This is a genomic window from Mesorhizobium sp. Arg314, assembly GCF_053714275.1.
This window is the reverse complement of record NZ_JBSKBP010000006.1, coordinates 118,955-142,624: the sequence shown is the minus strand read 5'-3', so window position 1 is coordinate 142,624 and position 23,670 is coordinate 118,955. Positions and strand designations below refer to the sequence as shown.

The window sequence follows — 23,670 nt, the reverse complement described above, 5'->3', positions numbered from 1 at the left end:
GGAAGGGATTTCGAGGCACTAGAGCATGATCCCGAAAAGTGGGAACCGGTTTTCGGAAAAGATCATGCTCCAACAAGGAGTTAGATCAGAGTGGCGATTCAACGAAACGTCACCCTGATCTAAGGAAGAATGGCAGCCAAGACGATCATCAGCCGGCCCATCTACGGGACCTTGTCTCCGCAGCCCGGCAAGCATCACCTCTTCATCGCCGATGCCGAAGGCGCGCTCGCGATTATCGACATGGCCGGCAAGGCCCCGTCCGGCTTTTTCGACGGCGCGGAAATCGTCTTCATTCCAGGCCCCGAGGGCAAGCACATCGCGGCCCTTGAAGCGTTGAAGCCGATGCAGCTCCATGTCGCGCCGTCCTTCGCCAGCCTCTTGCCGCGGCTGAAGCAGACGCTGACCAACGCTCATATGGGGCTGCGCGTCTATCTTGCCGGCACCGAGGGCCTGATCGGCCAGGCCATGCAGGCGGCGCTCGAGGCCGGCATCGACCACACTTCGATGCAGACCGAGCATCGCGGCTCGCTGGCGCGGCGCATGCAATGCGTGCACTGCAAGGGCATCACCGAGAATGTGACGACGCAGCCTGCCACCTGCGCGCATTGCGGCCTGCTGCTTCTGGTGCGCGATCACTATTCGCGCCGGCTGGCCGCCTTCCAGGGTGTGTGCATCAACGCCGAGGATCGCTCCGAGATTCCTCCGATGGAGGAGATATTTCCATGAGCACCGGCACCACCAAGCTCGACGTCGTCGTCAGCGACGTCGTTCCCATCAACGACCTCGTCACCCGCTTCCATTTCCGCCGCCGCGATGGCGAGTTGCTGCCGACCTTTTCCGGCGGCGCCCATGTCGTGGTCGAGATGCGCGATGGCGACCGCACCAGGCTCAATCCGTATTCGCTGATGGGCTCGCCGCTCGACACGCGCGAATACACGATCTCGGTGCGGCGCGACGATGTCGGCCGCGGCGGCTCGCTGTTCATGCACCGTCAGGTCAAGCCCGGCCTGGAAATGGTGATCAGCTATCCGGTCAACCTGTTCTCGCTAGACCTTAGGGCGAAAAAACACCTGATGCTGGCCGGCGGCATCGGCATCACGCCCTTCATGGCGCAGACGTCGCAACTGGCGGGCGCCGGCGGCAATTTCGAATTGCACTACACTTGCCGCACCGCCTCGCTCGGCACCTATGCCGATGTGCTGCGAGAGCGCTATGGCAACCGGATCCGGCTCTATCACGACGACCGCGAGGAACGCATCGACATCGAGCGGCTCTTGTCCTCGCAGCCGCTCGGCACGCATCTCTATGTCTGCGGCCCGGCCGGCATGATCAACTGGGTACGCGATCGCGCCGCCGCGCTCGGCTGGCCGCCGGAGACGGTGCATTTCGAGCATTTCGCGGCACCCCAGCCCGGCGCGCCGTTCGATGTGACCTTGGCCGTCAGCGGCAAGACGATCCATGTCGGCGAGCAGCAGAGCCTGCTCGAAGCCATCGAAGCTGCCGGCGTCGATCCGCCTTACCTGTGCCGCGGCGGTGTCTGCGGCCAGTGCGAGACCAATGTGATCTCGTATGACGGCAAGTTCATCCACAACGATCACTGGCTGAGCGAGGAAGACCACCGTTCCGGCTGCAAGATCATGCCTTGCGTCTCGCGCTTCGAGGGCAAGTCGCTGGTCTTGGAAAGATAGGAGGCGAGCATGGGCATCACATTTCGCAAGGAAACGTTCCGCGACGACTTCACCTTCCGGAACAGCCCCGAGCACATCAGGCGCTTTCCCTTCCCGTTCAACGAAGACGCCTACATGTATGCCGTCAACATCGAGCCGCATGTCGTAGGTCCGAAAGGCAGCGTGCTGGAAAACCTGATCGACGTCGACGAGCACTATGTCGCCGAGATGCAGGACCGCGCGCTGGTGTTGGCCGAGGATCCGCTGCGCTGCCAGTCGCTGCCGCATATGACGCTTGCAGGCTGGGACCTGCTCGAGCTTCTGATGGAGCAGCAGGCGCTCGGCTACCCTGAGCATTTCACGCTGACGCGCGACGGCGACCGCTGGCGCTGGATCAACCGGCCGCTCGGCATCGACGACACCTTCACCTTTGGCGACACCTCGACGCTGCCTTATGGCCCGATGGAATACATCACCCGCCAGAGCCAGGGCGACTTCTGCATCCTCGACCAGCGCGACGGCAATCTGTGGATGGATGCCGGCATGGTCACCACCCAGGCCGATTGGTCGCTTGATTTCGACATCGGCATGAATTTCTTCGAATGGCACGCGCCGGTGCCGCTGGCGCATGAGAAGGGCATCTTCACCCGCGCGTTGAAATTCCTCACCAACATCCAGCAGGGCAAGCCGGCCAGGCGTCTCAACTGGACGATGACCGTCAATCCGCGCCTCGATACCAGCCCTGAGAATTATCACAAATGGGGTCCGGACCGCGGCACCGTCACGCCCGAGAATGTCGGCGACAAGGTTCATCTGCGCGTCGAATTGCAAAGCTTCTGGCGGCTGCCGCGTTCCAACGGCATCGTCTTCCCGATCCGCTGCTATCTGATCAAGATGGACGAACTGGTCACGCAGCCGAAATGGGCGCGGCGCCTCCACCGCGTCATCCGCGACCTGCCCGAGGAACTCGCGACCTACAAAGGCCTGACCCGCTACCGCCCGACGCTGGTCGAGTGGCTGTCCAAGCTCGACGATGGCAGCCCGACGAGCCCGGGATTCGGGCCGGACTGAGCAAGGCCCCCTCATCCGGCCCTTCGGGCCACCTTCTCCCCGAGGGGAGAAGAGACTTCGCGCGCTGGCGCCAGCCCTTCCTCTCCCCTCGGGGAGAGGTCGGATTGCCCCGAATTGCACTTCGCAATTCGGTTGGCAATCCGGGTGAGGGGGCTTTCTTAGAGCTCCACTCACCCAGCGCTGTTCTGCGGATAGCAGATGATCGACAGATAGCGCATCGGCAGTTGCGTCAGCTCTTCGGGTCCGTGCGGCGCGTCGGCGTCGAAGAACAGGCTGTCGCCCGGCTTCATCGGATAGAGGTTGTTGCCGTGCCGGTAAACGACTTCGCCTTCCAGCATGTAGAGGAACTCCATGCCCGCATGCTGGAAGGTCGGGAACACGTCCGAATTCTCGGTCAGCGTGATGAGATAGGGCTCGACGACGACGCCGCTGGTGTTGGCGCCGATATGTCCCAGCAGATTGTACTGATGGCCGGCGCGCGTGCCGCGCCGCTCGACATCGACGCCCTGGCCGGCCTTGACGAAAACGGCGCTGTGCTCTTCCTCGAAGCGGCGGAAGAAGGCGGTCACCGGAACGCCCAGCGCCCGCGACAGCGCCTGCAGCGTCGTCAGCGACGGCGAGGTGATGCCGTTTTCGATCTTCGACAGCATGCCGAGCGAGATGTCGGTTGCCGCGGCGAGATCGGCGACGGTGATGCCGAGCTTCTTGCGGAAAGCTCGCACCTCATGGCCGATCGCCACTTCGAGCACCTTTTCGCGTGTGTCGCGGATGGCGTGCGGATTTTGCGTCAGCGGCGTGCGGATCGTGCGCCCGTCTACCGAAACACGCTTCGGCGGCGCCTTGCCCTTGGCGGCCGAATCGCGGGGCTTTGGGTCAGAAGTCTTGTTCGCCATGTCGCCCCTCGATTCCCGCGGATTTATTTCACTCAAGGTGAACATATTCGGTGCCGGTACAGGAGCGCAACCACCACGACAGGCCGCCGGATGTCGCGGGCAGGGTCTCTGTCATTTCCGTTGCCACGGCTTTTCCGCCGGAAACCCGTTTCGCGCAAAGCCCTTATCCCAGATGTCTGTTGACAGCACCGACGGGCGAATTAATGTCACTGTCAGTGAAATTTGTTTCGCTGGGGAAATCAAAAAGAGGAGGCCCGCAATGAAAACTCGTGTCGCCGTCATCGGAGCCGGACCGTCGGGCCTGGCGCAACTGAGGGCCTTCAAGTCAGCTGCCGACAAGGGCGCCGAGATCCCGGAGATCGTCTGCTTCGAAAAGCAGAGCGACTGGGGCGGCCTGTGGAACTACACCTGGCGCACCGGCCTCGACGAGCATGGCGATCCCGTGCACGGCTCGATGTACCGCTATCTGTGGTCGAACGGCCCGAAGGAATGCCTCGAATTCGCCGACTACACCTTCGAGGAGCATTTCGGCCGGCCGATCGCCTCCTATCCGCCGCGCGCCGTGCTGTGGGATTACATCAAGGGCCGCGTCGAGAAATCCGGCTTGCGCGAATGGGTGCGTTTCAACTGCCCGGTGCGCATGGTGACCTATTCCGACGAGACGAAGAAATTCACCGTTACCGCGCATGACCGCACCAACGACGTGACCTACTCGGAAGAGTTCGACAACGTCGTCGTCGCTTCAGGCCACTTCTCGGTGCCCAACGTGCCCTTCTTCGAGGGATTTGCCACCTTCAACGGCCGCATCCTGCACAGCCATGATTTCCGCGATGCCATGGAGTTCAAGGGCAAGGACATCCTGATCATCGGCCGTTCCTATTCGGCCGAGGATATCGGTTCGCAATGCTACAAATACGGCGCCAAGTCGATCACCTCCAGCTACCGCTCCAAGCCGATGGGCTTCAAATGGCCGGAGAACTGGAAGGAAGTGCCGCTCTTGCAGAAGGTCGTCGGCAAGACGGCGCACTTCAAGGACGGCACCACCAAGGACGTCGACGCCATCATCCTGTGCACCGGCTACCTGCATTCCTTCCCCTTCCTCACCGACGACCTCAAGCTCAAGACCGCCAACCGCATGTGGCCGCTCGATCTCTATGAGGGTGTCGTGTGGGAGAAGAATCCAAAACTGTTCTATATCGGCATGCAGGACCAGTTCTACACCTTCAACATGTTCGACGCGCAGGCCTGGTACGCGCGCGACGTCATCATGGGCCGCATCAAGCTGCCGTCCGCCGAGGCGATGGCCGAACACGGCGCCAAGTGGCGCGCGCGTGAGGAGACGCTGGAGGATGCCGAGCAGATGATCTGGTTCCAGGGCGACTACACCAAGGAACTGATGGACCAGACCGATTATCCAGGCTTCGACGTCGAGGCGGTCAACCACACCTTCATGGAGTGGGAACACCACAAGATGGAAGACATCATGGGCTTCCGTGACCATGCCTACCGCTCACTGATGACCGGCACGATGGCACCGCTGCATCACACGCCGTGGCTGCAGGCGCTGGACGATTCGATGGAGAGCTATCTCGAAGTGAAAGGGGTGGCGGCCGAATAGAACTGCGCGCTCACGCCAACGTTCCCGAAGTGAAATCGGCAACGTGTGGGGTGTCTCGCGGGACACCCCATCGGTCTACCAGCAGACGTAGCCGCCATCCACGATGAGGTCGAGGCCGGTAACGAAGCTGGACGCGCGGCTGGCCAGGAACACGGTCGGTCCGACCATTTCCTCCGGCGCCGCCATGCGCCCCATCGGCGTGTCGCGTTTGAAGATTTTTATCTCCTCCGCCACTTCGGGCCGCTTGTTCATCGGCGTCAGCGTGTAGCCCGGGCTGACGACATTGACGCGCAAGCCGCGATCGGCCCACTCCATGGCCAAGCTCTTCGACGTGTGGATGACGGCGGCTTTTGAGGAATTGTAATGCGCCTGCGTCAGCCCCCGGTTGACGATGGTGCCCGACATCGAGGCGATGTTGATGATCGACCCTCTTTGCCGCGTCAGCATCCTGCGTGCTTCCGCCTGGCAGGACAGGAACACACCGGCGACATTGACATCGTGAACCTTGCGCCAGGTCTCCAGCGACAGTGTCTCGGCGGGGTTGGAGCCGGCTATGCCGGCATTGTTGACGGCGACGGTCAGCGCGCCGAGTTCAGCCTCGATGCGGTCGATCGCCGCCGCGAGGTCGGTCTCTGAGGTCACCGTGCCAGTCAGCGCCAACGCTTTGCGGCCAAGGGCCGTGATCCTGTGGGCGGTCTCTTCAAGGCCGCCCTTGGACGCATGACCGAAACAGGCGACGTCGGCGCCTGCTTCGGCCAGCCCGATCGCGATGGCCTGGCCAATGCCGCTGCCGGCCCCGGTGACCAGCGCGACGTCACCATTCAACTTGAAAAGATCCATTGCTAGCCCTCACTCTGCGGTGAGGGTATTCGCTAAGTAGTCTTTCGATCAATCTGTTCAGAAATCACAGGCTTTCGGGCGCGTTTCTGAGGACCAGTCCTTCAACGGGACCGGCCTGAATTTGCCCTTGATCGGCTTGCCGTCATCCAGGTCCTTGGAGGCGGTACCCTTGCCGGTGAGATAGTTGATGTCGCAATCGCCGAGAGTCGTGTCGACGCCGCTTGATGTCTGCTCGTTCCAGTCCCAGTTGCGGCTGTAACCACCGACCAGGAACTTTCCCCGGCGATAAACGATCGTCAGCGTTTCTTCGGTCGATTTGCTGGCGCCGCAGCCAGAGCAGGACGTCACTGACAGCGATCCCTTGCCCTTGCTTTCGAGGTCGATGACCAGGTCCTCGGTCAGCCCCTTCTTAACGAAATCTGCCTGGCGTGAAGCATCGGCCTTGTCCTCGCCCAGATAGATATACAGATCGGCCGCCTCGCCGGGCTCCTGCATAATCACGGCCCGGTCGGTCTTGCCGTCCTGATCGATGTCGAGTTTTAGTTCGAAGGCTGGAGCATTTTCGGCAAGCGCGGGCGTCGTCGTCGCCACCAGGGCGACAAGCCAGGTCCAAGCCAGGTGATGGAATGATTTCCTCATCGCCAAGTCGTCCGCCGCGCGATGCGAAAATAGCATCGGCGCGCGCGGATGCAAAATGTGAAACTCGGGCTTCGTTCGACCGGGCGGCCGGCTCAGAAATATCCGTCCGACGCTGCCGTCGCTTCTTTGGGGATCTCCACCCCGTCGACCAGGATCTTGTCGACCAGCTCGTGATGGAAGCACACCAGACCCTTGATGCGCTCGGCCTCATGCACCGGTTCCGGATAATACCAGACCAGGTTCTCGTGCCGCTTCTTCGGTGTCGTCACATGGTAGTAGTTGGATATGCCCTTGTAGGGGCAGCGCGAGATGTAGCGGCTGGGCGAAAACATATCGAGCCGCGTGTCCGAGATCGGCAGATAGTGGCGCACCGGGTGGCCGGTCTCGAACAGGAACACGCCGCGCCGTGAATCGGCCACCTGCTCGCCATCGAGGATCACCTGGACGCGCCGCGACGAAGGCAGGCAGTCGACGCGGCGGAACGGGTCGCGGGCGTGGACGAATATCTCTTCGTCTTCTTCATACCAGTGTGTCATCTTCGGCCAATAGAAGGAGATGTAGTCGGCGATCGGCGGGCAGCCCTTGACGGGATCGAGGTAGCGCCAGGCGCCGTCCTCGACCAGCGTGATGCCGGTGTTCAGCGAATAATGCGTGGCGGTGCCCTTGAACGGGTCTTCCGTCGTCGTCCTGCTCGGCAGCAGGAACTCCTCGCGCACGTCGTTCATCGGGAAGTAATAGACCGGCAGATGATCGCTCTCCTGGAACACCAGCGCCTTGGTGGTGTCGGCGACGATCATCGGGCCAACCTGCACGCGCAGCCGCTTCGGCGAGGGCATGGCGAAGGCGACATAGCCCGGTTCGAACTCGTACTGCACGATATTGTCGAGCACCGGGAAATGCGGCCCGCGGCCGCGCAGATGGGGCTTGCGAATGGTCGTCGTCCTCTTCTCGTCGTTTGCGGCTAGAGCATGATGCCGAAAAGTGTGAAGCGGTTTTCGGACGACATCATGCTCTATCTCTTTGATTTTAGAGCCGGAGCCTTGCGCGCGGTCATGGTCAAGCCACCGATACGCGATCGAGCAGCAGGCCGGCGGCGATCGGCGGCACGCCGCTGACATTCTTGCGCACCGGCACCAGAAGGTCCGGGAAATAGCTGAAGATCACCGGCGTCTCGTCGAGCAGCAGCTTCTGGATGTCGGAAGCCGCCTTGCGCTGCGCGTCGAGGTCGAACGCCTTGAGATAGCCGGCGACCAGCCCGTCATAGGTCGTGTTCTTGAAATGCGCCGCGTTCCACGGGCCGTCGCTGACCAGCGGGCTCTTCAGGAAGACGTTCGGCACGCTGCGATGCGCGTAGTCGGTGATGCCGAGTGGGCTGTCCAGCCAGTCCGACTGGCCGAACACCGCCTTGCCGTAATATTTGTCCTGGTCCTCGATGTTGAGCGAGATGCGGGCGCCGATCTCCTTGGCGAAGTTCTGGAACAGTTGCGCGTAGCCGGGAATGTCGGAATAGCGCAGCGTGGTCAGCGTCATGTCGAAGCCGCTCCCGAGCCCCGCCGCCTCCATCAACTGCTTGGCCTTGGCGATGTCCTGCGTACGCTGCGGCACCGATTTGTCGGTGACGGGGAAGGCCGGTGCGAACGGGCTGTCATTGCCGGTGGCCGCCATGCCGCGGCAGAGCCCGTCGACCAGCTTGGAGCGGTCGATTGAGAGCGCCAGCGCCTGGCGTACGCGCTTGTCGGTGAAGGGCGCCATGTCGCAGCGCATATGGAGCTGGCGATGCGCGGTCGAGGCGACGCGCAGCACGGTGATGTCGGGGTTGCCGAGCACCACCTGGCTTACGTCGAGCGGAATGGCGTCGAGCACGTCGACCTCGCCCGCCTGCAGCGCCAGGATGCGCGGCTGCACGTCGGCATAGAACTTGAATTCGAGCCGGTCGGGCAGGGCCTTTTCGCCCCAGTAGTCGGGATTGCGCATGAAGCTCGCGCCGACCTTGGGCGTGTAGCTTTCGAGCCGGAACGGACCCGTGCCTTCAAACGTCTTCTCGTAGTCGCCCTTGTAGCTCGCCGGCAGGATGACGGCGTTGTAATTGTCGATCGACACCGAATAGGGGAAGCTGCCGTTCGGCGCGTCGAGATGGAATTCCACGGTGTGGTCGTCGACCTTGCGCGTCCCGCCTTTCGACAGCAGGCCCTTGAACACCGACAGCGCGTTGGATGTGCCGCTCGGATCGGCAAGGCGATCGAAGGTCGCCACGACGTCGTCGGCCTTGAAATCCTCGCCATTGTGGAATTTCACGCCCTTGCGCAGCTTGAACGTCCACACGCTGCCGTCGGCATTGGGCGACCAGCTTTCGGCCAGCACCGGCTTCAGCGTCAGGTCCGGCTGCGTCACGCACAGGAACTCGGCCACCTGGAAGACGAGCTGGTAGCTGCCGCTGTCATAGAAGGTGACCGGGTCGATGGCGCCGCCGGGCACCGCAATGCCGGCGCGCACCGTGCCGCCCGGCTTGCCTTCCGCGCGGGCCTCTGGAGCGCCGAGGCCGACCGCCGAAGCGATGCCGCCGAGGAAGGGCAGCGACAGGCCGAGCACGGTGCCATGGCGCAGGAATTCGCGCCGGCCGATCTTGCCGGCGAGCAATTCATCGATAGCGGAATTTTCGATTGCGCTGAGAGTTTTGCGAGCGGCATCGATCGTCCTGAAATGCTTCGGCATGGCTGCATTCCTCGCTTCTTGTGGGTATGCCGTCATTTAGGTCACTGTTGACCGCAGCCGGAAAGCGATATTTTTTGATTGCAACCATCGAAATTTTCGATGGCGATCCAGCGAAAGGCTGCATGCCATGGACACCGAGAATCTGCGCAGCTTCCTGGAGGTTGCGGCGCATGGCAGCTTCACCATCGCGGCCAGTCGCCTGAACCTTGCCCAGTCGACCGTCAGCGCCCGCATTCGCGGCCTGGAAGACCAGTTGGGGCGCAAACTGTTTGTCCGCGACAGCGACGGCGTCTCACTGACACCCGCCGGTCGGCAGTTCCTGCCGCATGCCTCGACGATCACCCGCACCTGGGAGCAGTCGCGGCAGGACATCGCCGTTCCCGATGGCTACGAAACGCTGCTCAGGCTGACGGCGCCCGCCTATCTATGGGACAGCATCACCTCGCCCTGGATCAGCTGGATGCGGGCAAGGCGGCCGAATGTGGCGCTGCGGCTGGAAGGCAGTTTCCCGGACCTCGCGGTCGACCAGATAGCCGAAGGACTGCTCGATATCTGCATCCTCTATCTGCCCAAGCCGCATCCGGGCATCGTCTATGAGACTTTAGCCGTCGACCAGGTGGTTCTCGTCCAGCACATTGAGCAGCCCGGATCGTGGACCGACAACTACATCCTGATGGATTGGGGGCTGGAGTTCCGCATCGAGCACGACCGTGCCTTTGCCGGTGTCGTGAAGCCTGCCATCTCGGCCGGGTTGGTGTTCATCGGGCTGCAGCACGTGCTGTCGCAGAAGGCGGCCGCCTACTTGCCGCTCAGCGCGGTGAGCGCGCATATCGAGCGCGGCGAGCTGAAGCGCGTCGAGGGCACCCCGGTGTTCCAGCGCCCGATCTATCTCGCCTATCCCGCCAATCCGGCTTCGTCCGACGCTCTCGACATTGCCCTCAAGGGCCTGCGCATGCTGGTCAGGGACTGGTCGGATGCAAGCGGCTTTGCCGAGGGCGACCGCGCCCTAAGCATGGCGGATGCACCCTTGTCCTGATTGCTCTAAGCCGGCTCCACGACTTTCGGCTTCTGCAGCCTTGCCAGTTCCGCATAAGGGATGTGGCAGCGGATGGTGTGGCCGGGCTGCGCCTCGGTGAGCTGCGGCTCCTGCGTTTCGCAGATGGCGCCGATCTTGCGCGGGCAGCGCGTGTGGAAGACGCAGCCCGTCGGCGGGTTGGCGGCGCTTGGGATTTCGCCGTCGAGGCGGATGCGCGAGGTTTCCGCCCGGTCGAGCTTCGGCACGGCCGACAGAAGCGCTTCCGTGTAGGGATGATGCGGGCCGGAGAACACCGCTTCCGACGGCCCGAACTCCATGATGCGGCCAAGATAGAGCACGGCGATCTTGTCGGAGAGATAACGCACCACGCCGAGATCATGCGAGATGAAGATGTAGGAGACATCCTGCTTCGACTGCAGGTCGGCCAGAAGGTTGAGGATCGCCGCCTGCACCGAGACATCGAGCGCCGAGGTCGGCTCGTCGCAGACGACGATGCGCGGATCGCCGGCGAAGGCGCGCGCGATCGCCACGCGCTGCTTCAGCCCGCCCGAGAGCTGGCGCGGCTTGACCGCCAGATGCCGGTCGGTAAGCCGCACCGAGCGGACGAGCTCTTCGAGACGCGTGTCCAGCGTCTTGCCGGTGAGCCCGCCCAGCCGCTTCAAGGCGCGGCTCAGGATATGCCGGATCGAATGCGAGCGGTTGAGCGCGGAGTCCGGATTCTGGAAGACGATCTGCACCGCCTTGACCTGGTCCTCCGAGCGGCTGGCAAGCCGTGGCGCGAGCTTCTTGCCTTCGAGCTCGATCGAGCCGCCATCGTCCGGCGGGACAAGGCCAAGCAGCAGCCTGGCGAAGGTCGTCTTGCCGCTGCCCGACTCGCCGACCAGCCCGAGCGTCTCGCCGGGCCTCAGGCTGACCGAGACATCCTTGACTGCCCTGAGCCGATGGCCATGGCTGCCATAGGTCTTGTTCAACCCTTCGACCCGCAGCACCGGCGGCGCGTGCTTGGGCATGGCGGCCGGAACGTCGGCGGGTGTGGCGCGTGGCAGCGACTGCGCCTTGTCGTGGTAGTGGCAGCGCGACAGCCGGCCGTTGCCAAGGTCATAGAGCGGCGGCGGCTCTGCGCGGCAGCGCCCGGTCGCCAGCGCGCAGCGGTCGGCAAAGGCGCAGCCGATGATGTTGGCCCCGATGCCGGGCAGGAAGCCCGGAATGGTGTCGAGCCGGCCCTGGTCCTTGCGCTGGCCGCCGCGCGGCAGGCAGCGCAGCAGCGCCACCGTGTAAGGATGGCGCGGATCGTTGAAGACGTCCTTGGTCGAGCCTTCCTCGACCAGCATGCCGGCATAGAGCACACCGACGCGGTCGCACATGTTGGAGACGACGGCGAGGTTATGGCTGATGAACAGGATCGAGGCCGAGAGCTCGCGCCGCAACTGTCCGATCAGGTCGAGCACTTCGGCTTCGACGGTGGCGTCGAGGCCGGTGGTCGGCTCGTCGAGGATCAGCATCGAGGGGTCGTTGGCCAAAGCCATGGCGATCGCCACGCGCTGCTGCATGCCGCCGGAGAGCTGGTGCGGATAGCGCTGCATGACGCTGGCCGGATCGGAAATGCGCACCCGGTTCAGCATCGCGGTCGCCTTGTCGGTCGCCGCTTGTCCGGTGATGCCGGCGAGCTCGAAGATCTCGGTCAGCTGGCGGCCGATGCGCAGTGACGGGTTCAGCGCCTTGCCGGGATCCTGATAGACCATCGACACGCTGTCGGCGCGGGCACGCCGCAGCGCCTCGCTATCGAGCTTCATGACATCCTGGCCGTCGAGCGCGATCGAGCCGCCGGTGATTGAGCCGTTGCGCGGCAGATAGCGCACCACCGAAAGTGCCACGGTCGACTTGCCGCAGCCGGATTCGCCGACCAGCCCGTAGGCCTCGCCGGCCTTGATGGTCAGGTTGACGTTGCGCAGCACCGCGCGGTTGCGGCGGCCAACCCGATAGGCGACCGAAAGGTCCTTCAGTTCGAGCGCGTTGGCGGCTTGGCTAGGCTCAGTCATTGAACGCTCCATGCACACCGTCGGCCACCAGGTTGACGCCGATCACCAGCGAGGCGATGGCCAGGGCATCGAACAGCACCGTCCACCAGAAGCCGCCGCCGATCATGCCGTAATTGGAGGAGATCGACAGGCCCCAGTCGGGCGAGGGCGGCTGGATGCCGAAGCCCATGAAGGAAAGCGTGGCGACGGCGAAGATGGCATAGCCCAGCCGCACCGTCGTCTCGACCAGGATCGGCGGGATGACGTTGGGCAGGATCTCGACGAACATCGTATGCAGCGCGCCCTCATGGCGCAGCTTTGCCGCCGCGACATAGTCGAGCTCGCGTTCGGCCAGCACCGCCGAGCGCACCGTGCGGGCGATGATCGGCGCGAAGCTAAGCCCGATGACGACGATGACGGTCACCTTCGACGTGCCGAGCGCGACGATGGCGAGCAGCGCGATGATCACCACCGGGATCGCCATGAAGGCTTCCAGCACGCGGCTGACGACGTCGTCGACGATGCCGCGGAAATAGCCGATCAGCAGGCCGAGCGCGGTGCCGGCCATGGTCGCCAGGATTGTCGCCAGCGGCGCCACCGTCAGGATGTCGCGCGAGCCGACGATGACGCGCGAGAAGACGTCGCGGCCGAGTTGGTCGGTGCCGAACCAGTGATCGGCCGCCGGCGGCGAAAGCGCGTTGATGATGTCGCTTGCCAGCGGATCGTAGGGGACAAAGTACTGGCCGAACAGCGCGCAGACGATCCAGAACAGCAGGATGAAAAGCCCGGTCAGGAAGGTGCCGGACCTGAGCAGCGAATGCAGCACCTCACCCCAGGGGCTGCGCTGTGCGGTGTCGGGTGCGGAGGGCGCCGGCATGCCAACGGGCGTGTCTGTTGCGCTCATTGCTCTGCTCCCAGCCGGATGCGCGGATTGAGCACGGAACAGAGGAAGTCGGCGACCAGCGTCGCCACAGCATAGACGATGCCGATGGTCAGGATGCCGGCCTCGAGCATCGGAAAGTCCTTGCCGCGCGCGGCGGTGAAGATCAGCGAGCCGATGCCCTGGTAGCGGAACAGCGTCTCGATCACGACCAGGCCGCCGATGAGGTAGCCGGTCTGGGTGGCGATCACGGTGATGGTCGGCAGCAACGCATTGCGCAGCACATGGCGCCAGATCACCGTGCGCCACGGCAGGCCTTTGAGCACCGCGGTGCGCGTATAGTCGGAATCGAGCGCCTCGATCATGCCGGACCGCGCCATGCGCGCGATGTAGCCGAACAGCACCAGGAACAGCGGCAGCGAGGGCAGGATCAGGTAATAGAGCTGGGTGAGGAAGCCGGCGCCTTTGGGCCATGCCGCGGCGATCGGCAGCCAGCGCAGCCAGACCCCGAAGATCAGGATCAGGATGATGCCGGTGACGAACTCGGGCAGCACCGTGACCGACAGGCCGCCGAGGCTGATGATGCGGTCGAGCGGCCGGTTGAAATTGAGCGCGGCAATCACGCCGCCGAGGATGCCGATCGGCACCACCAGCACGAAGGCGACCAGCGCCAGCTTCATCGAATTGCCCAAGGCATCGATGACGAAGGGCGCGACCGGCGCGCGGAACACGTAGGACGTGCCCATGTCGCCATGCAGGAAGTTCCAGATCCAGCTTCCGTACTGGACAAGCAGCGGCCGATCGACGCCGAGCGAATGGTTGAGCGCATCGACCGCGCGCTGGTCGGCGAACGGCCCGAGGATGGCCCGCCCGACATTGCCGGGCAGCACCTGGCCGCCGAGGAACACCATGACGCTGAGCAGGAATAGCGTGATGAGCGACAGAGCCAGGCGTCGGGCGAGGAAAGCTAGAATGGCAGCGTCTCCTTACGAAAGACCTTTGCGCCCGGCCACGCCGGACGCATCGGACAAGCTCATAGTGGCAGGCGGATCGAATGCTGTCACCGGCGGAACGGGTCCCGTAAACCGCGACACCTGAACCAGCGTCGAATTGCAGGTCGGCGACTGCGCAAGCCGCGACGTGCCGCGATCGGGTGTCAGCACGTTCGGATTGCCGTGCTTTTCGAGGCCCTGCGGCTCGCCCGGCCGGGCCGGGTCGAACCATGCGCCGGTCGGCAGTTGCACCACGCCGGGGATCAGGCTGTCGGTCAGCGCGGCGCCGGCAAGGCACGATCCGCGCTCGTTGAAGACCAGGACCACCGTGCCGTCCGCGATGCCGCGTGCCGCCGCGTCCTTGCGATTGATCAGCAGCGGCGCGCGGCCCGCGACCTTGCTCGCCCGGCTGACCGATCCGTGGTCGTACTGGCTGTGCAGCTTGTCGGCCGGTTGCGGCGACAACAGATGCAGCGGAAACCGTTCCGCTAGGCTGTCATTGCCCAGCCACTCCCGCGGCTCGCGCCATACGGCGTGGCCAGGGCAGTCGTCATAGCCGAAGGACTCGACCGTCGAGGAGAAAAGCTCGATGCGTCCGGACGGTGTCGCCAATGGATGCCGCTCCGGATCGGCGCGGAACGCGCCAAGGAAGGTCTGCGAGGTCACCGAACGGGCAAGCTCGGCATGGCCGTCCTGCCAGAACCGGTCGAAGGGCGGCATCTCCACGCCGGCAGCATTGGCATTCTCTGCGGCCTGGGCATAGAGATGCCGGATCCATTCGTCGGCGCCGCGCCCTTCGGTGAAGGCATCGCTCGTGCCGAGCCGCACTGCCAGACCGGCGAAGATGGCAAAATCGTCGCGCGCCTCTTGGAACGGCTCGATCACCTGCTTCATGGCAACGATGAGGTTTTCGCGGTTCGAGAAGGCGAGATCGTTGCGCTCCAGCGGCGTCGTCACCGGCAGCACGATATCGGCGTGACGCGCCGTCGCCGTCCAGAATTGCTCGTTGACGATGATTGTTTCGGGTCGCTGCCAGGCCTCGACCAGGCGGTTGAGATCCTGATGGTGATGGAACGGATTGCCGCCGGCCCAGTAGACCAGCCGGATGTCGGGATAGGTCAAGGCTGCCCCGTTGAAGTCGAACGACCCGCCCGGATTGAGCAGCATGTCGGCCACGCGCGCGACAGGTATGAAATGCGCCACGGCGTTCCTGCCTTGTGGCACCGAAGGCCAGCGGAACCCCATCTCCGGCCTGCCGGCGCCGTTAGTGGACGAATAGCCGAAGCCGATGCCGCCGCCCGGCAGTCCGATCTGGCCGAGCAGCGCGGCGAGCGTGATCGCGGCCCAATAGGGCTGCTCGCCATGGTCGGCGCGCTGCAGCGACCAGCTGACCATCAGCATCGTGCGCTTTGCGGCCATCTCTCGGGCGAGTGCATCGATCGTTGCCGCGTCGACGCCGCTGGGTTTCGCCGCCCATGCCGGATCCTTCGGCTGGCCGTCGCTTTCGCCCAGTATATAGGCGCGCACCGTCTCGAAGCCGGTGCAGTAGCGCGCCAGGAACGCCTGGTCATACAGGCCCTCGCTGATCAGCACATGGCAGAGCGCCAGCATGATTGCGGTGTCGCTGTTTGGCCGCAGCGGCAGCCATTCAGTGTTGGTCCCGCGCGGCGCGTCGTCGCGCACTGGCGAGACGTTGATGAGCCGCGCACCGTTGGCGACGGCGTTGCGCAAAGCCGCCGACGCCTCGTGCCGCGCCGAACCGCCGCCCTGCACCTGCGTGTTGCGCCATGGCAGCCCGCCGAAGGCGACGATCAGCTTGGCATGCCGCTCGATCCCGTCCCAGGTGGTATGATTGCCCGTCAGCGCGTCGGTGCTGCCCAGCACATGCGGCAGGATGATCTCGGCCGCGCCATAGGAATAGCTCAGCACCGAGCCGGTATAGCCGCCGATCGTGTTGAGGAAGCGGTGGACCTGGCCCTGCGCATGGTGGAAGCGCCCGGCGCTTGCCCATCCATACGAGCCCGCATAGATCGCGCTGTTGCCATGGGTCGCGCGGACGCGATCGAGCTCCGCCGCGACGATGTCCAGCGCCGTCTCCCAGGACACTTCGACGAAGGGCTCGTCGCTTCGCCTGCTAGCCGGACCGGACCTGTCTCCCTCCAGCCAGCCGCGCCTGATGGCGGGGCGGGCGACGCGCAGCTCGCCTTGCACCGTGCCGAGCATCGATCGGCCGATCGGCGACGGGTCGGGATCGCCGCTCCACGGCTCGACGCCGACGAGCCGGCCGTTCTCGGCGCGAATCTCGTACGTCCCCCAATGCATGGTGGTGAGCAGGGTTGCGGTTCCCATGCGACGCATCATCCGGCGGCAGCGATAACGGGCAGGGCGCATGGCGTCCTGTCCCGGTCTCGCCGGCATGCGCCAGCCCCTTTCGAGGCTGGCGATGCGGGATCTATGCTTGCCTCATGCTCAGCCTTTCGACGCCTTGTCGAGGAAAAGCTGCGACATGGCGGTGGGCTGCACGCCCGCCACGCCTTTCGCCGTCGCCGTCAGATAGTCGTAGAAATAGCCGAAGATCACAGGCGTTTCCTCAAGCAGCAGCTTCTGGATCTTGCCGGCGGTGGCCTTCTGCGCCTCGAGGTCGAGGGCCCCGATATAGCTCGCCGCCATCTGGTCGTAGTCCTTGTTCTTGAAGTGGGCGGCATTCCAGGTGCCGTCGCTCTTCAAAGGTGCCGCGAGATAGACGTTGGGCACGCCGCGGTGGCCGTAGTCGGTGATGCCCATCGCCGAATCCAGCCAGTTCGACTTGCCGAACACGGCATCGCCGTAATAGGCGCCCTGGTCGAGGATGTTGAGCTCGAGCTCGATGCCGATTTCCTTGACCCAGTTCTGGATAAGCTGGGCGTATTCCGGGATTTCCAGATAGCGCTCGGTGGTGAGCGTCATCTTGAAGCCCTGGGCGAGGCCGGCCGCTTCCATCAGTTGCTTGGCCTGGGCGATGTCCTGCTTGCGCTGCGGCACGCTGGTGTCGGTCGAGGGGTAGACGGCGGCGAACGGGCTGTCGTTGCCGAGCGCCGAACGTCCCTTCATCAGGCCGGCGGCGAGTTTCTCGCGGTCGAGGCAGAGCGCGATGGCGCGGCGCACGCGAGCGTCCTTCGTCGGGCCTTCGTCGCAATGCATATGCAGTTGCTGATGCGCGGACGACTTCAGGCTGATGATGTCGACATTGGGATCGTTGAGGACGGCGACGCCCGCCAGCACCGGCATCTGGTTGATGATGTCGATCTGGCCGCCCTGCAGTGCCAGGATCTGCGGCTGGATATCGGTGAAGAAGGTGAATTCGGTGCGATCCGGCAAGGCCTTGTCGCCCCAGTAGTCGTCATTGCGCACGAAGGAGGCGCCGACCTTCGGGGTATATTTCTCGAGCTTGAACGGCCCGGTGCCGTCGAAGCTCTGCTCGTAGCCGCCCTTGTAGCTCGCGGGGATGATGACGGCGTTGTAATTGTCGGACGACACCATGTAGGGGAAGTTGCCGTTCGGCGCGTCGAGATGGAATTCGACCGTGTAGTCGTCGACCTTCTTGGTATTGCCCTTCTGCAGGATGCCGGTAAACACCGACAGCGCGTTGGACGAATTGGCCGGATCGGCGAGCCGGTCGATGCTGGCCGCCACGTCTTCGGCCTTCATCTCGCCGCCTGAGTGGAACTTCACGCCCTTGCGCAGCGTGAAGGTCCACACCGTGCCGTCGGCATTCGGCTTCCAGCTTTCCGCTAGCGAGGGCTTCAGCACCAGATCCGGGCCGTCGACGCAGAGGAATTCGGCCACCTGCTGCATGACAAGCAGGCCACCGGCGTCGGCAATGGTGACCGGGTCGATCGCCGCTGCCGGCACGCTGCTGCCGACACGGATGGTGGCGCCGGCCGCCCCGGCGGCGCGAGCGAGCGAGGGCGCGGCGCCGACGCCGGCTGCCATGCCGATGCGGCCGAGCAGCGGCAGCGACAGGCCGAGCAGGCTGCCGTGGCGCACGAATTCGCGGCGGCTGATGCGGCCGTCGATCAGGCCGTCGATGAGATGGTTTTCGAGCGGCGTGCGGCCGCGGCGAAGCAGATCGAGAATGCGGTAGTTCTTGCTCATGGGTCTAAGCCCTTTCCCCAGTTCTTGTGGTTGGCGAGTGCATTCAATTTGCGAGTTCCGTGGAGTTCTCCTGTTCCCGGCCCTCATCAATATCGGTCGATGGACTGTAGCATGCGGTTCCGACCGGTCCATCCGCTCGCTGGGACGGAAAAGTCAGATTTTCTTGATGAATTGTCTGTCGGCCAGGCGACGCATGGCCCCCCTTTTCCAGATAAATCCTGCTTGCTTTTCGACACCCTCCTAATTCAGCGGCAGTCTGCGGTAAGTCCCGGGCTTTTTCGGGTCGTGATACTTGTTGCAGGGGCCATTCTCGGCGAAATCGCGATGGCAGGCGGCGAGCTTCTCCTGCGACAGCGTGACCCCGAGGCCGTGGCCTTCGGGCACCGGCACGGTGTTGTTCTTCGGCGCGAACGGGCCTTCCTCGATGATGTCCATCGGCTGCATGCGAAACAGCGACTGGTTGGGCTCCCTGATCCAGCCGAGCGCGGCGCACAGATGCAGATAGCAGGCACTGCCGATGCCGGTGTCCCCGCTGTAGCACCAGTAGTCGATGCTCGCATGCTCGCAGGCGCCGACGAAACGCAGCGTCCGGTTAATGCCGCCATGCGCCGTCGGATTGCCGACGAAGGCGTCCGGCACCTTCAGCGCCATGGCGCGGGCGATGTCGATATTGTGGGTCGAGAACGGGATCGAGGTGTGGCGACGCAGCTCGCGCATCTCCTCAATGGTCGCAACCGGATCTTCCCAATTGCGTACGCCAAGCTCTTCCAGCGGCCGCGCCAATTGCCTGGCGGTGGCCAGCGAATAGGCCTGGTTGGAATCGATGCGGATCATCGCATCGTCGCCGAGCTTCCTGCGGATCAGCTCGACCATCTTCATCGAGACCTTCGGGTCCTGCGTCGAGAATTTGCCCTCGAAGAAGGTCGTGCCGTGGCGCTCGTTGAGTTCGACGCAGTAGTCGGCCACTTCTTCCGGCGTCTTCTCGCCCTTCATCCTGGCGCCGTCGCCGCGCAGCGAGAAATAGTCGGTGAAGGGGATTTCCTTGCGTACCGCGCCGCCGAGCAATTGGTAGAGCGGCTGCTTCCAGGCCTTGCCGCGCAGGTCCCACAGCGCCATCTCGATGGCGCCGAACGCCATGATGCGGGTACGGTCGTTGATCGACTGCACGCCGCTCCAGAACGGCAGGCAGACTTCCTCGGCGCCGGCAATGTCGAAAGCATCGCGGCCGGCGAGCCTCGGCGCCAGCACATCGTTGATGACGGCCGCCGCACCGGGCGTCGGCGCCTCGCCGATACCGACAAGCCCGTCCTCCGTCTCGACCTCGACGATGGTCGGCGAGAAGCCGTCGAGCTCGCCGAAAACCCAGACGTAAGGGGCTTCCAGCCGGTAGTTGATCGGTGTTGCCCTGACGCGCCTGATCTTCATATCAGCCGATCTCAAAGAAAGGGTCGCCGAGCAGGCTCGGATCCACGTCGATGCCGAGGCCGGGGCCGTCGGGAACGCCCATATGGCTGCCGGTCACCGGCGGGGCGTTGGTGGCCGTGCGCACCGTCACCCATTCGTGGAAGGCGATGGCATGCAGCCGGCGCTCCGCCGGCGTCGACAGCGACAGATGCGCCATGGCGGCGGTGTCGATCTCGGCGCCGCCGGTGTCTTCCACCGTGATCATGAAGCCGAGATCGACGGCGACGTCGCGGATCAGGCGGGTCTGCGTCACGCCGCCCAGCCGCGAGATCTTCAGCGTCAGCCCGTCGGCCGCGCCACGGCGGTGGATTTCCAGCATCTCGCCCAGCGAGGTGACGGATTCGTCGAGCACCATCGGCTTGTCGAGCATGCGGCGCACCGACATGTTCTCGTCGATCGTCGTGCAGGGCTGCTCGAACGTATAGTCGATGCCGCGCGTGGCGTCGGCGAACTGGCGCGCCTGGTAAGGCGTCCAGCCGGCATTGGCGTCGCAGAAGATCACCGTGCCCTTCGGCACCGCGGAGGCAACCGTCGTTACACGCTCGATGTCGTCGCGCACATTGCCGCCGACCTTGACCTGCAGGCGGCGGCAGCCTTCGGCGATGATCCGTTTGGCCAACGCCGCCATCTGATCGAGCGTGCCGTGGGTGACGACCCGATAGGTTTCCGCCATATCGCTTTCGCGGCCGCCAAGCATGGTCACCAGCGGCACGTCGGCCGCCCGCGCCGCGAGGTCCCAGCACGCCATGTCTAGCGCCGACTTGATGTAGGGATGGCCCTTGAACACCGTGTCCATCAGCCTGCCGATTCCGGCAAGGCCGCGCGGATCCTGGCCGATCAGATGCGGCGAGATTTCCGGCACGCCCGCGCGCGTTCCCGCCGGAAACGCGGCCGAGTAGAAATTGCCGAGCGGCGCCATCTCGCCCCAGCCGGTCACGCCGCTGTCGGAGGTGACGGCGACGATCACCGCGTCGAAGCAGTCGGCGACCCGCCCCTTGGACATGCGGTAGGGCCCATCCACGAAGGGCTGCACGACATGATAGGCCTTTATGCTCTTGATCTTCACTTTGCTGTTGTCCGCCGTGTGTCAGTTCTTCGACGCGCGCTTTTCGAGGCCGCGCGCGTATGAAAGGAGTTCCTCGAAATCGAGGTCGATATGCTCGCGCGCATGGCGCTGGGCGGCGCGCATGTCCGAGCCCTTGAGGAGCGTCACATAGGTCTCGTGCACATCCTCGGCCGGAACCGGTTCGTTGCGCGCGCGCTGATGCAGGGCGAAATACATCTGCAGCCGGCTCGTCAGCCGCTGCCAGGTTTCGAGCAGCACCGAATTGTCGGCCCACTCATAGATCAGCCCATGCAGTTGCAGCGCGGTTTCAATCTGGCGCGTGGTGTCCAGTGCCCGCGTCGCCTGCTTCACCGCTTCATGGCGGCGGTCGAGCTCGTCGAAGAAGCGCTGGTCGCGCTGCGGCCAGGTCTGCTCGATGGCGAATTCGTCCAGCACCTGGTTCAGGGAGTATGCGTCGACGATATCCTTGGCGGTGACGTCGATGACGAAGGTCCCGGCATAAGGGATGCTGGTCAGGATGCCTTCCTGCACCAGCTCGCGCATCGCCTCGCGCAACGGCGCGCGGCTCACCCGCATCTGCTCGGAAATCCTGAGCTCGTTGAGCTTCTGCCCAGGCTCCAGTTGTCCGGTCAGGATGGCGCGCCTGAGCAGGGCGACGATCTCAGCCCTGCGCGTCGTATCCGCGATCGGACTGAAATCCAGCTTTGCCATAGTCGACCCTCAAGAGGAATTTCTGCAAGACAAGCAGATTGTCGACAATCTAACAAGAGCCGATTTCCAACGAACTCCCGATTTTGAATCGGCAGTCTCAAGCGGCGCGGCCGTAGAAGCCGATCCGCTCCTCATCGGTGAACATGACGCCCGGCCGCTCATAGTAGGAGAACACCGCGATCATGCGTTCGCGGTTGCCTTCGACGGTGGTGACGCGGTGCGCGGTGTTTTTGCCGCGGAAGACATTCAGCGTGCCGGCCTTGATGCGCAGGATCTTGGCCTCCGGGTCGCGCCCCTCGAGCAACTGTGCCACGCCGTCATAGTTCGGGTCGCTGTCCGAGCGCAGGTCGGTGCGGTACTCGAAATCGCCGCCGATCTCCGGGGCCTGCAAAAGCAGCGTCGTCGTGAATTCCGAGCGGTCGAAATGCCAGTTCAGCGCTTCGCCGGCCCGGTAGCCCATGACATTGGCGCGGGCGAGGGGGTCCTGCATGACATGGAGTTGCGGCTTGCCCATCGTTGCCGCCAGGAACCGTACCAGCGGCGGGTATTCGTAGATCGAAAGGACGGTGCTGCCGGCAATCTGGTCGGCGCATACCGTATGGCTGATCGTTTCGACCTTGCGCAGAGCCGGATGGTCAGGCGAAAGCTCCGGGATCGACGGCTTGAAGTAGATGTTGTGCATGCGCTTGTGGACATGCGAGCGAGCGTCCATCACCGGCCGGATCTCGGCGACGGCTTTTTCGGCAATGCCGGGGCGCAGGAATCCTTCCAGGTTGAACATGCCGTTTTCCGCAAGCGCGGCCTTGGACTCGTCCACCAGGCGCTGCCATTGCGGGCTGCCTTCGCGGTCGAGCGGGTAGCGGTCCAGGTCGAGAATGTCTTCGATCATAGCGTTCTCCAAAATCTGGTGTCACTACACGACAAGGAAATCTTTGCCGCAACGTGGAAAATTGTTAGGGTTGGCCAAGAAAATCTTTCGAGGATAGAGCGTGGAAAAGCTTCCGCCGTTGAATGCGATGCGGGTCTTCGAGGTCGCGGCCCGTGCCGGCAGCTTCACGCTCGCCGCAAGCGAGCTCGGCGTCTCGTCGGCCGCGGTCAGCCAGCAGATCCGCAATCTGGAAGACTGGTTCGGCAAGCAGCTCTTCGTGCGCAACGGCAACCGCATCGCGCTGACCGATGCCGGCCACGCCATCTACCCGCAGACGGCACATGCCCTGGGCGAGATCGCGGCGGTGGGTCGGCGCATGCTGGAAGGCGGCTTGCGGACGCGCCTCGTCGTCAGCGTGCCCTTCTCCCTGGCGGAGCTGTGGCTGGCGCCCAGGCTTGTGGTGTTGCTCGACCGCTTTCCGCGGATGGCGATCGACGTCAGGGTCGAGGACGATCCCGTCGACGTGGTGCGCCAGAACATCGACCTTCGCATCTCCTATGGCGACTACCACTATCCGGCGCTGAAAATGGTCCGGCTCGTTCATGACGACGCCCTGCCGGTAGCGGCTCCCGATTTCTGGCAACGCCTTGGCGCTTCCGATCTGGCGGATGTGCACGAGAGCCAGTTCATTCACACCAACTGGGGTCCGAACTACGCCTCGCATCCAAGCTGGGCGGACTGGTTCGCGGCCGCCGGCGGCAGCCGCGCGCCCGACCCCTCGCATGGCCGTCGCGTCGGCCTCTCCAGCCTGGCTATCGGCGCCGCGCGATTAGGGCTGGGCATAGCGCTCGGGCAACGGGTCATGGCGAGCGCCGATCTCGAAGCCGGCCGGCTTATCGCGCTGTCTTCCGTCTCGGTCCGCCTCGGCCAGCCCTATTGCGCCTTCATGCTGCCGGCGAAGGCGGAACGCGCCGATATCGCCGGACTGGTCGAGCTTCTTGGAACCAGCTCCAAGAAAATGCGGAACGACCTACGTTCGGAATTGCTTGACCCCACATAGC

Annotated in this window: 20 protein-coding genes; 6 read left to right on the top strand and 14 right to left on the bottom strand. The window is 64.1% G+C overall.

Annotated elements, in window-relative coordinates:
• Nucleotides 1-129: 129 nt before the first annotated feature.
• Genes ACWGS9_RS08835 through ACWGS9_RS08825 form a run of 3 tightly spaced genes read left to right on the top strand, consistent with a single transcriptional unit; the run spans nucleotide 130 to nucleotide 2,738 of the window.
• The gene (locus tag ACWGS9_RS08835) at nucleotides 130-726 is read left to right on the top strand and encodes a dimethylamine monooxygenase subunit DmmA family protein (RefSeq protein ID WP_454504874.1); all 597 of its coding nucleotides are present in this window, start codon (nucleotides 130-132) and stop codon (nucleotides 724-726) included.
• A complete protein-coding gene (locus ACWGS9_RS08830) occupies nucleotides 723-1,688 on the top strand; it encodes a PDR/VanB family oxidoreductase (protein ID WP_454504873.1) in 966 nt (321 codons plus the stop codon). Before ACWGS9_RS08835 ends, ACWGS9_RS08830 begins: the two co-directional genes overlap by 4 nt.
• A 9-nt stretch (nucleotides 1,689-1,697) precedes the next feature.
• Nucleotides 1,698-2,738 (top strand): heme-dependent oxidative N-demethylase family protein, encoded by a 1,041-nt coding sequence (locus ACWGS9_RS08825; RefSeq protein WP_454504872.1) that lies wholly within the window; start codon nucleotides 1,698-1,700, stop codon nucleotides 2,736-2,738.
• A 170-nt stretch (nucleotides 2,739-2,908) separates the two neighbouring features.
• Here the strand turns inward: ACWGS9_RS08825 and ACWGS9_RS08820 are convergent, their stop codons facing one another.
• A complete protein-coding gene (locus ACWGS9_RS08820; protein ID WP_454504871.1) occupies nucleotides 2,909-3,631 on the bottom strand; it encodes a helix-turn-helix domain-containing protein in 723 nt (240 codons plus the stop codon).
• 259 nt (nucleotides 3,632-3,890) lie between these two features.
• On the opposite strand from ACWGS9_RS08820, the gene ACWGS9_RS08815 reads away from it, so the two are divergent.
• Nucleotides 3,891-5,249 (top strand): NAD(P)-binding domain-containing protein, encoded by a 1,359-nt coding sequence (locus ACWGS9_RS08815; RefSeq protein ID WP_454504870.1) that lies wholly within the window; start codon nucleotides 3,891-3,893, stop codon nucleotides 5,247-5,249.
• A gap of 75 nt (nucleotides 5,250-5,324) precedes the next feature.
• On the opposite strand, the gene ACWGS9_RS08810 is transcribed toward ACWGS9_RS08815, so the two are convergent.
• The 4 genes from ACWGS9_RS08810 to ACWGS9_RS08795 all read right to left on the bottom strand — a co-directional run bounded on the left by ACWGS9_RS08810 (nucleotide 5,325) and on the right by ACWGS9_RS08795 (nucleotide 9,440).
• Complete coding sequence (locus ACWGS9_RS08810; protein WP_454504869.1) at nucleotides 5,325-6,089, bottom strand: SDR family oxidoreductase; 765 nt, start codon at nucleotides 6,087-6,089, stop codon at nucleotides 5,325-5,327.
• A 57-nt stretch (nucleotides 6,090-6,146) separates the two neighbouring features.
• The gene (locus tag ACWGS9_RS08805; protein ID WP_454504868.1) at nucleotides 6,147-6,728 is read right to left on the bottom strand and encodes a hypothetical protein; all 582 of its coding nucleotides are present in this window, start codon (nucleotides 6,726-6,728) and stop codon (nucleotides 6,147-6,149) included.
• Nucleotides 6,729-6,820: 92 nt separating this feature from the next.
• On the bottom strand, nucleotides 6,821-7,618 hold the full coding sequence (locus ACWGS9_RS08800; RefSeq protein WP_454504867.1) for a DUF427 domain-containing protein: 798 nt from the start codon (nucleotides 7,616-7,618) through the stop codon (nucleotides 6,821-6,823).
• A 166-nt stretch (nucleotides 7,619-7,784) separates the two neighbouring features.
• The gene (locus ACWGS9_RS08795; protein WP_454504866.1) at nucleotides 7,785-9,440 is read right to left on the bottom strand and encodes an ABC transporter substrate-binding protein; all 1,656 of its coding nucleotides are present in this window, start codon (nucleotides 9,438-9,440) and stop codon (nucleotides 7,785-7,787) included.
• A 127-nt stretch (nucleotides 9,441-9,567) separates the two neighbouring features.
• On the opposite strand from ACWGS9_RS08795, the gene ACWGS9_RS08790 reads away from it, so the two are divergent.
• Complete coding sequence (locus tag ACWGS9_RS08790; protein ID WP_454504865.1) at nucleotides 9,568-10,476, top strand: LysR family transcriptional regulator; 909 nt, start codon at nucleotides 9,568-9,570, stop codon at nucleotides 10,474-10,476.
• Nucleotides 10,477-10,481: 5 nt separating this feature from the next.
• Here ACWGS9_RS08790 and ACWGS9_RS08785 read toward each other — a convergent pair whose 3' ends face one another.
• From ACWGS9_RS08785 to ACWGS9_RS08745, 9 genes are all read right to left on the bottom strand, one after another.
• Nucleotides 10,482-12,515, bottom strand: coding sequence for an ABC transporter ATP-binding protein (locus ACWGS9_RS08785; RefSeq protein ID WP_454504864.1), 2,034 nt, complete (start codon nucleotides 12,513-12,515; stop codon nucleotides 10,482-10,484).
• Complete coding sequence (locus ACWGS9_RS08780) at nucleotides 12,508-13,398, bottom strand: ABC transporter permease (RefSeq protein ID WP_454504863.1); 891 nt, start codon at nucleotides 13,396-13,398, stop codon at nucleotides 12,508-12,510. The genes ACWGS9_RS08785 and ACWGS9_RS08780 overlap by 8 nt, the downstream gene beginning before the upstream one ends.
• Entirely contained in the window at nucleotides 13,395-14,348 is a 954-nt protein-coding gene (locus ACWGS9_RS08775) for an ABC transporter permease (RefSeq protein WP_454504962.1), read from the bottom strand. The genes ACWGS9_RS08780 and ACWGS9_RS08775 overlap by 4 nt, the downstream gene beginning before the upstream one ends.
• A gap of 12 nt (nucleotides 14,349-14,360) precedes the next feature.
• A complete protein-coding gene (locus ACWGS9_RS08770) occupies nucleotides 14,361-16,715 on the bottom strand; it encodes a molybdopterin guanine dinucleotide-containing S/N-oxide reductase (RefSeq protein ID WP_454504862.1) in 2,355 nt (784 codons plus the stop codon).
• 120 nt (nucleotides 16,716-16,835) lie between these two features.
• Nucleotides 16,836-18,500 carry an ABC transporter substrate-binding protein gene (locus ACWGS9_RS08765; protein ID WP_454504861.1) on the bottom strand — a complete coding sequence of 555 codons (1,665 nt, stop codon included), beginning with the start codon at nucleotides 18,498-18,500 and terminating at the stop codon, nucleotides 16,836-16,838.
• A 240-nt stretch (nucleotides 18,501-18,740) separates the two neighbouring features.
• Nucleotides 18,741-19,925, bottom strand: a complete 1,185-nt coding sequence (locus ACWGS9_RS08760; RefSeq protein WP_454504860.1) for a mandelate racemase/muconate lactonizing enzyme family protein — start codon at nucleotides 19,923-19,925, stop codon at nucleotides 18,741-18,743.
• Nucleotide 19,926: 1 nt separating this feature from the next.
• Nucleotides 19,927-21,030: a mandelate racemase/muconate lactonizing enzyme family protein gene (locus tag ACWGS9_RS08755; protein ID WP_454504859.1), complete on the bottom strand. Its 1,104-nt coding sequence runs from the start codon at nucleotides 21,028-21,030 to the stop codon at nucleotides 19,927-19,929.
• Nucleotides 21,031-21,051: 21 nt separating this feature from the next.
• A complete protein-coding gene (locus ACWGS9_RS08750; protein WP_320211983.1) occupies nucleotides 21,052-21,741 on the bottom strand; it encodes a GntR family transcriptional regulator in 690 nt (229 codons plus the stop codon).
• A 97-nt stretch (nucleotides 21,742-21,838) separates the two neighbouring features.
• Nucleotides 21,839-22,630 carry a HalD/BesD family halogenase gene (locus tag ACWGS9_RS08745; protein WP_454504858.1) on the bottom strand — a complete coding sequence of 264 codons (792 nt, stop codon included), beginning with the start codon at nucleotides 22,628-22,630 and terminating at the stop codon, nucleotides 21,839-21,841.
• Between the two features lie 100 nt (nucleotides 22,631-22,730).
• On the opposite strand from ACWGS9_RS08745, the gene ACWGS9_RS08740 reads away from it, so the two are divergent.
• A complete protein-coding gene (locus ACWGS9_RS08740; protein ID WP_454504857.1) occupies nucleotides 22,731-23,669 on the top strand; it encodes a LysR substrate-binding domain-containing protein in 939 nt (312 codons plus the stop codon).
• The last annotated feature ends 1 nt before the right edge of the window (nucleotide 23,670 follow it).

Bases quoted from the DNA above. Each gene is read 5' to 3' on its own strand.
- ACWGS9_RS08805 (WP_454504868.1), bottom strand. From the start codon at position 6,728: ATGAGGAAATCATTCCATCACCTGGCTTGGACCTGGCTTGTCGCCCTG.
- ACWGS9_RS08780 (WP_454504863.1), bottom strand. From the start codon at position 13,398: ATGAGCGCAACAGACACGCCCGTTGGCATGCCGGCGCCCTCCGCACCC.
- ACWGS9_RS08790 (WP_454504865.1), top strand. From the start codon at position 9,568: ATGGACACCGAGAATCTGCGCAGCTTCCTGGAGGTTGCGGCGCATGGC.
- ACWGS9_RS08835 (WP_454504874.1), top strand. From the start codon at position 130: ATGGCAGCCAAGACGATCATCAGCCGGCCCATCTACGGGACCTTGTCT.
- ACWGS9_RS08770 (WP_454504862.1), bottom strand. From the start codon at position 16,715: ATGGGAACCGCAACCCTGCTCACCACCATGCATTGGGGGACGTACGAG.
- ACWGS9_RS08785 (WP_454504864.1), bottom strand. From the start codon at position 12,515: ATGACTGAGCCTAGCCAAGCCGCCAACGCGCTCGAACTGAAGGACCTT.
- ACWGS9_RS08810 (WP_454504869.1), bottom strand. From the start codon at position 6,089: ATGGATCTTTTCAAGTTGAATGGTGACGTCGCGCTGGTCACCGGGGCC.
- ACWGS9_RS08820 (WP_454504871.1), bottom strand. From the start codon at position 3,631: ATGGCGAACAAGACTTCTGACCCAAAGCCCCGCGATTCGGCCGCCAAG.
- ACWGS9_RS08760 (WP_454504860.1), bottom strand. From the start codon at position 19,925: ATGAAGATCAGGCGCGTCAGGGCAACACCGATCAACTACCGGCTGGAA.
- ACWGS9_RS08795 (WP_454504866.1), bottom strand. From the start codon at position 9,440: ATGCCGAAGCATTTCAGGACGATCGATGCCGCTCGCAAAACTCTCAGC.
- ACWGS9_RS08765 (WP_454504861.1), bottom strand. From the start codon at position 18,500: ATGAGCAAGAACTACCGCATTCTCGATCTGCTTCGCCGCGGCCGCACG.
- ACWGS9_RS08825 (WP_454504872.1), top strand. From the start codon at position 1,698: ATGGGCATCACATTTCGCAAGGAAACGTTCCGCGACGACTTCACCTTC.
- ACWGS9_RS08830 (WP_454504873.1), top strand. From the start codon at position 723: ATGAGCACCGGCACCACCAAGCTCGACGTCGTCGTCAGCGACGTCGTT.
- ACWGS9_RS08750 (WP_320211983.1), bottom strand. From the start codon at position 21,741: ATGGCAAAGCTGGATTTCAGTCCGATCGCGGATACGACGCGCAGGGCT.
- ACWGS9_RS08745 (WP_454504858.1), bottom strand. From the start codon at position 22,630: ATGATCGAAGACATTCTCGACCTGGACCGCTACCCGCTCGACCGCGAA.
- ACWGS9_RS08815 (WP_454504870.1), top strand. From the start codon at position 3,891: ATGAAAACTCGTGTCGCCGTCATCGGAGCCGGACCGTCGGGCCTGGCG.